The organism is Mucilaginibacter sp. Mucisp73 (assembly GCF_059491465.1).
In genome coordinates this window covers 5,013,256-5,025,608 of record NZ_CP168507.1, presented here as the reverse complement: position 1 = coordinate 5,025,608, position 12,353 = coordinate 5,013,256, and the positions used below count along the sequence as shown (strand labels likewise).

Genomic DNA, 12,353 nt, shown 5'->3' with positions numbered 1-12,353 from the left:
CGTCGGTGCCCCCCGTAAGTTCAATGACGGTTGATAAAAACGGGATCCTGTACATGGCCAGCTCGAACTCGCTGTACAAACTTGATCCTAAAAATCCCGTGCTTATTAACCTGGGAATTATGCCGTACGGGGCTTCGGGCGACCTTGTGTTTTATAACGATAAGCTATATGTGGCAAGTTATAATGGCATTGTCGAAGTTTCCCTCGATGATCTCTCTCAAAGTAAATTAGTTATACCTATTACAGACCGGACTGTATATGGTTTAACATCGGTAGCTTCCAGGGGGGCTGTAAAGGTATATGCTATTGGTGTAAACAATAACAGGTCGGAACTTGTAGAACTCGACCTGAAAAATATGTTTATAAAAGGTATTGCCGGTTCACTGCCCTATATAGTTTATAATGCCGGCAGTACTGTTGAAACAGGTGAAATACCGGTAATTAAGCTTCAAAGCATTAATGTGACCCGAGAGTGCAATGTGGTGAATAAAGGGCGGGCCGAAATTATTTGCGCCCCACACGGAAATCAATACACTTACAAACTTAATACCGGAGAAAGTAACACAACGGGTATTTTTGATAACCTGCTTCCCGGTGATTACCAGGTTACTATTACCTCATTTGGTGGTGAAGAGCCTAAAAAATATCCATTCACTGTTCCTGATTTTTCACTACAAGACCCTGTTGTTACTTTTAATAAAACGGATCCGGTTTGTGATATCGCAGGGTCGATTAAATTGGAAACAAACGCCGATAAAGCGTTATACCGGGTACAATCCCGATTTTACTTTGACCAAACCCTATGTATCATATACCGCTAAAAACGCGATTTGTACATTAGCGGGGCAGGTAAAGTTTAACACCTATGTAGAAGGTGTAGCTATCGGCACTATTAAGCATGGCGACCAAAATTATACACCCGATGAAACAATAAGGGGCCTCAGCGCCGGCACCAACCACTTTGTCCTGCTGGATAAGCAAGGTTGTATCATTACCGAATTGGATATAACGATAACGCAGGATTCATGTGAGCCGGTTACGTTTTTTAATACTTTTACACCCAACGGCGATGGCGTAAACGACTTATTCAGGCCTAATCAAAGCAGTAATCCCATAGCGTATAAGCTTACGGTTTTTAACCGCCTGGGCCAGCGGCTATTTGAGTCGGAAAGTATATATGATGGCTGGAATGGCAATTATAACGGGAAACCTGTGCCTACAGGTGTTTACTACTGGATGTGCAACTATACCATGGGCGATGGACAGGTTGAGGTTCAAAAGGGACATGTAACCTTGCTGAGGTAGCTTAAATGTGTTTGTTTACAATAGGCGAGCTAAATGACAGGCTTAGTCTGTTTTTCCATGATAAGTGTTGCTGCAAATGGATATTATAACCGGGGCAAAAAAATCAGCGAAATCAACGTCATCAAATTCAAACCAACGGTTTAACTTTGCCACATGATCAAGAATATCTTCGCTTGCTTAATAATCATGCTTGTAGCTTTTGGCTGCACTAAAAAAAATGTGCCGCATTACACCATATCAAGGGTTACCAAATCAGATACAGCCACCCAGTTAACCGTTAAAATAGAAGGCAGGCTTAAATGGGCCGAACTGCTAAGCATCACCTCACAAATTAAGGCGGACAGCGCTAAGCTGAGCAACCTGCAGCTTAACTTTTTGCTTCCCGGTCATAATGATAAAAGTACCGGTGCTAATACCTTTTACGCCGTAGCCCGCTATCCGCAAGGAGATAAAGTTACCATGCAGGATACCACTAAAGATGCTGATGGCAATACCGTTAGGCTAAACATACTTGGCCTGTCGCCCGAAAAGGCAAAATACCTGCTTGGTTTAAACCCTGCCGACCTCGACGGGAAAAATATCATAGGCAGGTTTATTGACGATAATAACCATACTGTTATTGTTCCGTTTACTGATATGGCAGGGGGTAAAAAAGAAACTTATATTATTGAGCTTGATGCCACGGGTACAGTAGTATCCCGTACCATTCCCCTCATGGATAACCGCGATGGCATTGAAAAACTCCATGTCAGTCAGGCCGGCGATTATATTACTATAAAAGACAGTGTGCTTACCCAATATGCTGCTCATGACATGGGTTTGCCTTATAATAGTATTAAAGCCGGTATTTAATTGCTGCTTTGTAAATATGCCAAAATCACCACAGGCTTAATTTCGTCTTGAAAAATCAGGGATAAGCGGTTAAATCATTCACTTGTTTAAGATTATACCGATATATTTATAGTGTTAAAAATATTGTAAATATATGAACCGAAATTTTATCAAAATTTTTGCATTAGGCGTGGCCGCGGTTTTTAGCGCCGGCATTGCTAATGCCCAGGTGAGGTTGCCGGAAGGCTACTTCCTTAAAACATTGCCAAACGGCCTGGATGTGCTGGTGATTGAAAACAGCAAAGTACCTTTAACTACCATTGAAATAGCTGTAAAAAACGGTGCTTACACAGAGGGGCCGGAGTTCAGCGGCCTGTCGCACCTGTTTGAGCACATGTTTTTCAAAGCCAATAAAGATTATCCAACCCAGGAGAAGTTTTTGAAACGTACGCAGGAGCTCGGCGCTATCTGGAACGGTACCACCAATACCGAGCGCGTAAATTACTACTTCACTTTTGACAGGGACAGCCTTAAAGCGGGTTTAAAGTTCATGAACGCGGCTATTCGTTTCCCTATTTACCGTGAGGAAGATATGAAAAAAGAGCGCCCGGTGGTTGACGGAGAGTTTCAGCGTGCCGAAAGCGATCCTGGTTTCCAACTTTGGTATGGCATGCAGCAAAAGCTTTGGGGTGATCTCATTACCCGCAAAAACCCTATCGGAGTGCACGAAGTGATCAACACGGCTACGCCCGAAAAAATGATGATCATTAAGGATAAATATTATTTCCCTAATAATAGCCTCCTTACCATTTGCGGCGATGTAAAACATGATAACGCTTTTGCCCTTGCCGAAAGCATTTTTGGCGACTGGGCCAACAGTGGTTTCGATCCTCAAACCAAATTCCCTATCCCGGCATTTAAGCCTTTAACCAAACCGGAATATTTTGTAAAGGAAGCCACCATTGCCCAAACACCTTATATGGAGTTTACCTGGCAGGGGCCTTCATATCCAACGGATTCAGCCTCAACTGTTGCTGCCGACGTGTTTTCGACCATTGTGGGCTTAAATTCATCAAAATTGCAGCAGGCTTTGGTTGATAAAGGTTTGGCCAGCGGTGTTTACGTAAATTATACTACCAGCCGTTATGTAGGCCCTATTGATATTTTCGTGGTGCCTAACCCTAACAAGCTGAAAGAGTGCTATACCGAGCTGATGAACCAAATTAGCATGTGGAACAAGGACGACTATTTTACCGACGAGCAAATGGCTACTGCTAAAGCTATCCTGCACCGTAATGACATTAAAGCTAAAGAAAAGCCTTCATCATTACCAAGTCAGATCAGCTACCAATGGTGCAGCACCTCGTTTAATTTTTATACCGACCTGGATGCCAACTATCAAAAAGTTACCCGTGCCGATATCAAAAAATACCTGGAGACTTACGTAATTGGCAAGCCATATGCTGCCGGTATGATCATAGCGCCCGAGTTAAATAAAACAGTAAACGCGGCTTCATTTTTTGCAGCCAAGTAATTTAAAACTACCTCATCATGATGAAAAAATATATAATTGCCCTGCTGGTAGCAGCGGCTATAGGGAATACAGCCAAGGCGCAAAAACAGGCCTATGAAACCACGGTAGATGGCATAAAGGTTATTGTACAGCCAAGCGGCAACGATATTGTTGAAGTACAAACCATTATAAAAGGCGGTGTGCAAAACTACCCGGCTACAAAGGCAGGTATCGAATCGCTGGCGATGAGCGCCCTTACTGAGTGCGGTACTTTGAAGCACGATAAAAACAGCTTTAAAGATGAGCTGGATAAAGTAAGCGCCACCGTTTACGGCAGCAGCAACAAAAACTATTCGGTAGTGCGCATGAACTGTATTAAAGGCGACTTTGACGTGGTTTGGCCTTTATATGTGGAGGCTATAACCCAGCCTAAGTTTGACGAAAAGGAGTTTGCGCGCATTAAGCAGGATGCCATCAATAACATTAAGCAAGAAGATTCACAGCCCGATAATGCCATTGATAAGTATGCCGATAAGGTAGCCTTTGCTGGCACCAACTACGCTAAAGACCCAAGCGGAACCGTCGCTATTGTTACAGCCTTAACCCCTGCCGAAACAAAGGCTTATTATCAGTCGATACTGACCAAATCTCGCATGGTAATTGTTGTGGTTGCCGATCTTGACCAGGCTGCTATTGAAGCTAAAGTAAAGGGTATGCTGAGCGGTATTAAACAAGGGCCGGCTTTCGCGTTTAAAAAATCAACTTTCAGGGCCGACAAAAACAGCATCAATGTTGAAAAGCGTGATTTGGCTACCAATTATGTAGAAGGTATCGCCAGTGGTCCTGCCGCCGGTACGCCCGATTTTAACGCTTTTAATGTAGCCATGCGCATCTTCTCGAACATGCACTTTTTAGAGGTACGTACTAATAACGGTTTGTCATATGCCCCACAGGCATGGTTTAGCGCGGGTCAAACCTCAACCGCCAAGTTCTCTGTTTCAACAACCGAGCCTGATAAATACATAGCTGTGTTTGATAAGCTGGTTGATAAAATTAAACGCGAAGGTTTTAAACCTGAAGATGTAGCCGACATGAAGGTTACTTACCTTACAGGTTTCTACTATAAAAACGAAACCAACAGCGCCCAGGCATCATCAATAGCAGCAAATGAAGTATTGCATGATAACTGGAAACGTTCGTTAACCCTGGTTGATGATGTAAAGAAACTTACTCCCGATGATGTAAGCAACGCCTTCCGCAAGTACATCAACAACATTGTATGGGTATACCAGGGCGATCCTAAAAAGGTAAATCAATTGCTGTATATTAACGGTACACTGCATAATGGAGATAATCCGGTGATGCATTAATTTAGGTAAAAGGTTAAAGGCGAAAGGTTAAAGGTAGCTGTATCTGTGCTCATCTTTAACCTTTCGCCTTTTGTTTTTGGCCTTTCGCCTTTCATCTTTAACCTTTCGCCTCATCCTCCGGCAGCACCGCTTTTTTCCTGGTTTTAGTCCAGCCCGCCCCTTTCGGCCTGGTGGGTACGGTATCGCCCAGGAGTTTGCCCCAGGGTTTCAGGGTGTCAATCCTGTCGAAGATGATTTTGAGGACTGCTACAAATGGAATGGAAAGGAACATGCCCGATAAGCCCCAAAGTAAATTGCCTAACAACACAACCACAATAGAGATAAGCGCGTTGATCTGCACTTTTGATGACACAATGCGCGGTACCAGGATATTATTATCAATAAACTGGATAACAAGATAAGCTATGATCACTCCTAACTGCGTTGTGTAACCATCTTTGGTAACCGTTGCCATCAGCACGGGAAGGGAAATGGCTATAATACCGCCCAGGTAGGGCAGCAGGTTAAGGATAGCGCCTATTACACCTATCAGGATGCCATACTTAACACCCAGTAATATCAGGGCCAGCGAATTCATGACAGCAACTATCACCATCTCAATCAATAAACCCTGGATATAGCTTTGGATGGCCGATTTGGTTTCTTTCAAAACATCGGCAACCTGTTTGGAGTTTTCTTCAGAAAATACTTCGTAAATAAAATTCAGGAGCAGGGTTTTGTAAAACAATACCAGGAAAACATATACGGGTACCACAAATATCAACCCAAACGTGCTTAACACATTGCCGAGTGTGCGGCCTACCAGCGCCTGGCTGTTATCCATAGCGTCTTTGATAAGCTTATCCTGCTTTTGAACTGAGTAGTTAAATGTGGTAGCTACCCAGTCTTTAAAGGTGATGAACATTTCACCAAACTTCTTTTTAAGCGTGGGCAGCGAATCTCCAAACTGGATGATCTGGGTAGAAAGAAAATAGAACAACCCTGTCAGTAAAATAGCGCCAAGCAGCATAGCCAGGCATATAGACAAAATTTTGGGCACTTTATGTTCCTGCAGCCAGTTGCTAACAGGGTTAAGCAAAATAGCAATAAAAGCCGAAAAGGCAAGCGGGATCATCACATCTGCCAGTTGGGCAAACACGTAAACCAATAATATCAATCCAAAAAGTATAACAGTACTTTTAAGGTAAAAGGGGTATTCTTTAACAGCAGGCATAGACGCAGGATTTGTAAGCGATAAGGAACAAGACAAACAATTGTTTGCTTCGCCGATAATTAGCCGGGGGGATGCTGATGGGGTTGGGTAATGTCTGTCCGCTTTATGGACGGGGATAGCCTGCCGGGAATTGTGCATTCCCTGCGCTTTTAAACAAAAAAGCCTACACGGTTTATGCAGGCTTTGGACATATTATAATGACTTGTTAATCTGTTAACTTTACTAACTCAACACATTCCGCCAGCTAACCAAATCGCCAATGATTTTGTCCAATTGATCGGCAGGAACGCGTTCCTGGGCCATGCTGTCGCGGTGGCGGATAGTTACAGTGTTATCTTCCAAGGTTTGATGATCTACCGTGATGCAGAACGGGGTACCAATAGCATCCTGACGGCGGTAGCGTTTACCGATAGCGTCTTTTTCTTCGTACTGGATATTGAAGTCGAGTTTTAGTTTATCCATGATCTCGCGTGCTTTTTCGGGCAGACCATCCTTTTTGGTAAGCGGGAAAATAGCGGCTTTAACCGGTGCAAGGCAAGGGTGCAGGCGTAATACGGTGCGGCTGTCCTGTTTATCTTCGGTGCTTAGGTCTTCCTCTTCGTAAGCGTTGATCATGGTAAGCAGGAACATCCTGTCTAAACCTATCGATGTTTCAATTACGTAAGGAACATAGTTGCCAAATGGTTTGCCGGTTTCAGGATCAACCTCGGGGTCAAAGTATTGAAGCTTTTTACCGGAGAATTTTTCGTGCTGACTTAAATCGAAATTGGTACGACTGTGGATCCCTTCAACCTCTTTAAAACCAAACGGAAACTCAAACTCAATATCATAAGCGGCATCAGCGTAGTGGGCCAGTTTGGTGTGCTCATGGTAACGGTATTTGGCAGCATCGGTACCCAGTGCAAGATGCCATTTTAAGCGGGCTTCTTTCCACTGGTCAAACCACTCTTTTTGTGTGCCGGGGCGAACAAAAAACTGCATCTCCATTTGTTCAAACTCGCGCATGCGGATAATGAACTGGCGTGCAATCACCTCGTTACGGAAAGCCTTACCAATTTGCGCAATACCGAAAGGGATTTTCATCCTGCCCGATTTTTGTACGTTAAGGTAGTTTACAAAGATCCCCTGCGCAGTTTCCGGACGCAGATAAATCGTATCGGCATCATCAGCAACAGCCCCCATCTGGGTGCTGAACATCAGGTTAAACTGGCGCACTTCTGTCCAGTTGCGGGTGCCGCTTACCGGGCAGGCAATTTCATGCTCAATGATCAGATCGCGCAGGCGGGTCAGGTCTTCGGCTTTCAGGGCCTCATCCATGTCATGCTGTAATTGTTCTGCTTTATCGGTTTTGCCTTCGCTGTCGTATTTAGCTATCTTGTCTTCCAGCAATTGGTCGGCGCGGTAGCGTTTTTTGGAGTCTTTGTTGTCGATCATCGGGTCGCTGAAGCCATCAACGTGACCGCTTGCTTTCCAGATTTTAGGGTGCATAAATATGGCCGAATCAATGCCTACAATGTTATCATTCATTTGCACCATGGCTTTCCACCAGTAGGTTTTGATGTTGTTTTTGAGTTCGGCGCCATTTTGGCCGTAATCATAAACTGCGCTTAAGCCATCATAAATCTCGCTGGAAGGGAAAACAAAGCCATATTCCTTGGCGTGCGATATAACATTTTTAAAAAGTTCGTCGGTTGATTTGCTCATAATAGCTGCAAAGATAATTTTTGATTTCGGATTTGGGAATTTCGATTTCGGATTTACTTTGAGATAAGTGTTACCTAAAAATATCGTTTTCTTAAAAGCTGCTTCTAATAAAACCTTATTTCCCGGTACCTTCTTTTCTGAACGCGTATGGAGAGAGCATTAATAATTATACAAACCAGTCCGGTAAACAGGATCGCATTCATTGTTTGTTATCAAACGATGCTTTAAGGGGTGTTAACTTTTGAGAAACCTTACCTTCATATATTCCGCATATTCAGTCAGCCATTTCTCATAATTTGTAAACCATCTACAATTATTGTCAATAGTTATAAACTATTGGCTGTTTTGCATTATTATTGTATTAAGCCTGCGATACCGATCACAAATGGAACAAATCGTAAAAATACTTTCCACAAAATATGTTACCCACAATGTGAGGCAATTCAGGCTTGAAAAACCTGCCGGTTACAGCTTTATTCCGGGTCAGGCTACTGAATTATCAATCAATATGGAGGGCTGGCGTGATGAAACACGTCCTTTTACTTTTACTTGCCTTAACGATGATAATTACCTTGAGTTTACCATAAAAACTTATACCGACCATGATGGTGTTACCAACAGGCTAAGCAAGGTTAATGAAGGTGATGAGCTTATTATTCGCGACGTTTGGGGGGCTATTGAATATAAAGGACCCGGTTACTTTATTGCAGGTGGTGCAGGTATTACCCCTTTTTTGGCTATACTAAGGCAATTAAATAGAGATGGTTCAATTGCCGATAATAAGCTTTTCTTTTCCAATAAAACTGATAAGGATATCATTTTGAGGGATGAACTGAAAAGCATCCTTGGTGCAAACGCGCATTTTACCATTACCGGCCAAAAGGACAGTACGTATGATCAGCGGCGCATAGATGCTGATTTTCTGAAAGATGAAATAAAAGATTTCTCAAAGCATTTTTATATATGCGGCCCTGACGCTATGGTTGCTGAGCTCAGTGACATATTAGGGCAACTCGGAGCCAATAGTGACTCCGTGGTATTTGAAAGGTAGTTTATGCGGAGACGCATCACGTGCGGTCTTCTATGCTTTGTCTTGCATGTTATCCCTGCATATTACAGACACATGTGGTGCGCCTCTGCAAAACACCTTTATTATTAGTTGGCATTTATAAAGCCGTATTGTCGCCCGTCCCGGGGGAATCAAACATCTGACAGACAAAAGCGGATAGGCTTTATAAGCTATTGAATTGTAATACGTTTTTTACAAAGCATATGTTGCCCTGTCGCCTCAAAAGGTTTTCAGAATGACATTCACATGAACTTTTTAACCTTTGAGGTATATAACAATCTCCTGATTTTTAGGCTGTAAACTACCATCCGGAATGGTTTGCAGCGAACCGGCTCCTCCAGACGGACGGACACCACAAAAGAACTCTCCGCTTTGCATGAATCTCAAATCTCCCGTCTCAAATCTCATATCTAAAGCATATTTTTACAGCCATGAGTATTAGTGTTGAGGCATTAACCAAGGTTTACGGTGTACAGAAGGCTGTTGATGGCATTAGCTTTACTGCCCAACCAGGCGTATTGGGCTTTTTAGGGCCTAACGGCGCTGGTAAATCAACCACGATGAAAATCCTCACCGGTTTTATCCCGCAAACATCAGGCACGGCGTCGGTATGTGGATTTGATGTAGCCAAACAACCGCTTGAGGTTAAGCGCCGCATCGGCTACCTGCCCGAAAGCAACCCGCTGTATACGGATATGTATGTGAAGGAGTCGTTGGGCTTTGTTGCCGGCATTCATAAAATTCATGAGCCTGCCAAACGTATTGCCGATATTATTGAACAAACAGGCCTCGGCCCCGAGCAGCATAAAAAGATAGGGCAGCTATCCAAAGGCTATCGTCAAAGGGTAGGGCTGGCACAGGCCATGCTGCATGACCCGGAAGTACTGATACTGGATGAGCCAACTTCCGGCCTCGATCCAAACCAACTGATAGGGATCCGCCAGCTGATCCTCGATTTGGGTAAAAGCAAGACCATTGTACTATCAACCCACATTATGCAAGAGGTTGAAGCCGTTTGCAGCCAGGTGATTATCATTAATAAAGGAACTATCGTAGCCAATGATACGCTGCAGCAACTCCGGAAAAACAACGGCGGCAAATCGTTGGAGGAGGTGTTTATCAGCCTTACCAATAATTAAAAAACAAATCATCGCTCCGTATCCGAAAGGACGTAGTGGAGTAATTATTATCTATAACTATTACCCATTTAATATTTTTTTAACATTTTTTGTAACGAATTGCTGGTTTGTAACATCTATATAGGCGAACCGGCAAGGCGGAGGTACCCCGCCATGCCAAACTTTATTACATTATTGTTATATGAAAAAACTATTATTATCATTAGCCTTTTTAGGCTTTACCGCTATCGCGGCCCATGCCCAATCAGCAAATTCAGACGGCGGAAAATTCAGTATTGGTGTTGATGCAGGTTTGCCTGTTGGTGACGCCCACAAGATTTCAAACTTCGCTATCGGCGGCTCATTGAAGTATGATCATCCAATTGCCGATCAGTTATTTTTAACAGGTTCGGCAGGTTATACACGTTTCCTGTATAAAAAAGAGATCAAAGATTTTTTTGGTAAATCGGGAGCGGGTTTTATCCCGGTTAAAGCAGGTGTTAAATATTACTTTGACGATGCCTTTTTTGCCGAAGGTCAGTTGGGTGCAGTGTTCGGTACTGAAAGTGGCGCCGGCACCGCGTTTGCTTACTCACCTGGTGTAGGCTATAGCTTTGCAGGTGGACTGGAAGCTGGTGTACGTTACGAAGCCTGGTCAAAAAACGGCACTACAAGCCAGGTTGCATTGCGCGTAGCTTTTAGGTTTTAATTAAACTACTGTCAACCTTTAGAATAAGCCCGGGAAAAGTTTTCCGGGCTTCTTGTTTTTCTTCAGAATTATTTGCCGGGCAATATTGTATTTTCGGCCCGATATGAAAAAACTATTATTGCTGCTCTTTATCTTCCCTGCTTTTAAAACCTTCGCCCAGGACACACCGAAACCCTCAACTGCTTTTAGTGCCGGGGTGGAGTTTGGTATTCCCTCGCGCAGTTTGTACAATGTAGGTGTTGGTGCATCGCTAAAGTTAGAGCAACCGGTGGCAAGCCCGGTAAGCTTTACGCTCACCGCGGGATTCAGCAGTTTTTTTCGTAAGGATTCTCCGTTTAACAATGGGCATTCGGGTGGTGATATTTTTGTACCCTTAAAAGCCGGGGTAAGGTATAACGTTGGCTCCGGTATATTTCTGGAGGCCGAAGCAGGCAGTGCTATCGAGCTTAATTATGACAAGCGTAAGCTGTTTGCCTTTTCCCTTGGCCCGGCCATTATAATCCCCACAGGTACAGATGCCCGCAACTTCGAGTTGGGGTTAAGGTATGAAAGCTGGTCGGCCCATACCCCGCAGCAAACAGCCATCAGGTTTGCATACCGGTTTGGGAGGTAAGATATTTATTTTTTGTAGCGATATATTGCAGAAGGGCGTATTTTCGTTAAATAGCACCTGTAATCTTATATAACATGCCTCATAAACCTATCCGCATCACGTTCATTTTATTGTTTGCTGTATTTTCATTTGCAGCCAAAGCGCAGCGTGGCGAACAAACATCGTTAAGCGCAGGGTCTGGAATAATAGCTCCGCTTAACATGAATTACCGCAATGATAACGGTACCGATTTTAATGTAGATGCCGGCTTTAGCGTTAATCTGAAGCTGGAAAAGCCGATCACTGAAACCCTGCATTTTACAGTCGGCACCGGCTTTGTTTTTACCGCATCAACCCCGCAGTATTTATTTTCAAGCAACTCGTCAAACGTTTTCTACGATAACCACTATCATGATCTGTATGCTTACCTGCCGCTAACCGCAGGTTTGAAATATTACTTTACAAAATGCCTTTATGTAAATGCTGAAACAGGCAGTGCTTTCAGCATCAACAGCAGGGCACGTACCTCATTTATTTACGCAGGAGGGGCAGGGGCTGTAGTGCCTATCGGCCCTCATCACGGGCTCGATTTTGGCTTGCAGTTTGAAAGGGGATATAAAAATACCGATTACGACCATGCTATTAATCAGCTGGTGTTAAATGTGGCTTATAAGTACAGGTTTTAGGATTTTATAATTGCCCTGCTTCTGGCCGTAGGTGGTTGGGTCCTGGAACGGACGGACAGAGGTTTTAGTAGCAGATATTAAAGTGGCAGTTGCAGTAGTGTTGTCCCGCAAGCTCAAAAGTCCCCCGGCAAGTTCAAGCGTCCTTCGCTTGAACTATGCTTTAAAAGGAGCGTCCACGCTTAAACCCGCAAAGGGTTTTTAAAATAATTAAATCCGATATCGAAAATCCGAAATCCGATATCT

The 12,353-nt window shown here is 43.6% G+C and carries 13 protein-coding genes; 10 read left to right on the top strand and 3 right to left on the bottom strand.

What is annotated here, in order from left to right:
* Positions 1–23: 23 nt before the first annotated feature.
* The 5 genes from ACEN82_RS20660 (at position 24) to ACEN82_RS20640 (ending at position 5,019) form a co-directional block, all read left to right on the top strand.
* Positions 24–821 (top strand): hypothetical protein, encoded by a 798-nt coding sequence (locus tag ACEN82_RS20660; RefSeq protein WP_413321841.1) that lies wholly within the window; start codon positions 24–26, stop codon positions 819–821.
* The gene (locus ACEN82_RS20655) at positions 790–1,305 is read left to right on the top strand and encodes a T9SS type B sorting domain-containing protein (RefSeq protein ID WP_413321840.1); all 516 of its coding nucleotides are present in this window, start codon (positions 790–792) and stop codon (positions 1,303–1,305) included. Before ACEN82_RS20660 ends, ACEN82_RS20655 begins: the two co-directional genes overlap by 32 nt.
* Before the next feature lie 153 nt (positions 1,306–1,458).
* Entirely contained in the window at positions 1,459–2,157 is a 699-nt protein-coding gene (locus tag ACEN82_RS20650; RefSeq protein WP_413321839.1) for a hypothetical protein, read from the top strand.
* A 133-nt stretch (positions 2,158–2,290) separates the two neighbouring features.
* Positions 2,291–3,670 carry a M16 family metallopeptidase gene (locus ACEN82_RS20645; protein WP_413321838.1) on the top strand — a complete coding sequence of 460 codons (1,380 nt, stop codon included), beginning with the start codon at positions 2,291–2,293 and terminating at the stop codon, positions 3,668–3,670.
* Positions 3,671–3,687: 17 nt separating this feature from the next.
* Positions 3,688–5,019: a M16 family metallopeptidase gene (locus tag ACEN82_RS20640; protein WP_495644008.1), complete on the top strand. Its 1,332-nt coding sequence runs from the start codon at positions 3,688–3,690 to the stop codon at positions 5,017–5,019.
* A gap of 97 nt (positions 5,020–5,116) precedes the next feature.
* On the opposite strand, the gene ACEN82_RS20635 is transcribed toward ACEN82_RS20640, so the two are convergent.
* A complete protein-coding gene (locus tag ACEN82_RS20635; RefSeq protein WP_413321836.1) occupies positions 5,117–6,232 on the bottom strand; it encodes an AI-2E family transporter in 1,116 nt (371 codons plus the stop codon).
* A 222-nt stretch (positions 6,233–6,454) separates the two neighbouring features.
* Positions 6,455–7,936 carry a glycine--tRNA ligase gene (locus ACEN82_RS20630; protein WP_176625046.1) on the bottom strand — a complete coding sequence of 494 codons (1,482 nt, stop codon included), beginning with the start codon at positions 7,934–7,936 and terminating at the stop codon, positions 6,455–6,457.
* 385 nt (positions 7,937–8,321) lie between these two features.
* Between ACEN82_RS20630 and ACEN82_RS20625 the strand changes: the two genes are divergently transcribed.
* Entirely contained in the window at positions 8,322–8,987 is a 666-nt protein-coding gene (locus tag ACEN82_RS20625; RefSeq protein WP_413321835.1) for an FAD-binding oxidoreductase, read from the top strand.
* Between the two features lie 273 nt (positions 8,988–9,260).
* On the opposite strand, the gene ACEN82_RS20620 is transcribed toward ACEN82_RS20625, so the two are convergent.
* Positions 9,261–9,413, bottom strand: coding sequence for a hypothetical protein (locus ACEN82_RS20620; RefSeq protein ID WP_413321834.1), 153 nt, complete (start codon positions 9,411–9,413; stop codon positions 9,261–9,263).
* A 23-nt stretch (positions 9,414–9,436) separates the two neighbouring features.
* Between ACEN82_RS20620 and ACEN82_RS20615 the strand changes: the two genes are divergently transcribed.
* From ACEN82_RS20615 to ACEN82_RS20600, 4 genes are all read left to right on the top strand, one after another.
* Complete coding sequence (locus ACEN82_RS20615) at positions 9,437–10,144, top strand: ATP-binding cassette domain-containing protein (protein WP_413321833.1); 708 nt, start codon at positions 9,437–9,439, stop codon at positions 10,142–10,144.
* Between the two features lie 181 nt (positions 10,145–10,325).
* Positions 10,326–10,832 (top strand): outer membrane beta-barrel protein, encoded by a 507-nt coding sequence (locus ACEN82_RS20610; RefSeq protein ID WP_112654104.1) that lies wholly within the window; start codon positions 10,326–10,328, stop codon positions 10,830–10,832.
* Positions 10,833–10,935: 103 nt separating this feature from the next.
* Positions 10,936–11,445 carry a hypothetical protein gene (locus ACEN82_RS20605; protein WP_413321832.1) on the top strand — a complete coding sequence of 170 codons (510 nt, stop codon included), beginning with the start codon at positions 10,936–10,938 and terminating at the stop codon, positions 11,443–11,445.
* 74 nt (positions 11,446–11,519) lie between these two features.
* A complete protein-coding gene (locus ACEN82_RS20600; protein ID WP_413321831.1) occupies positions 11,520–12,110 on the top strand; it encodes a hypothetical protein in 591 nt (196 codons plus the stop codon).
* The last annotated feature ends 243 nt before the right edge of the window (positions 12,111–12,353 follow it).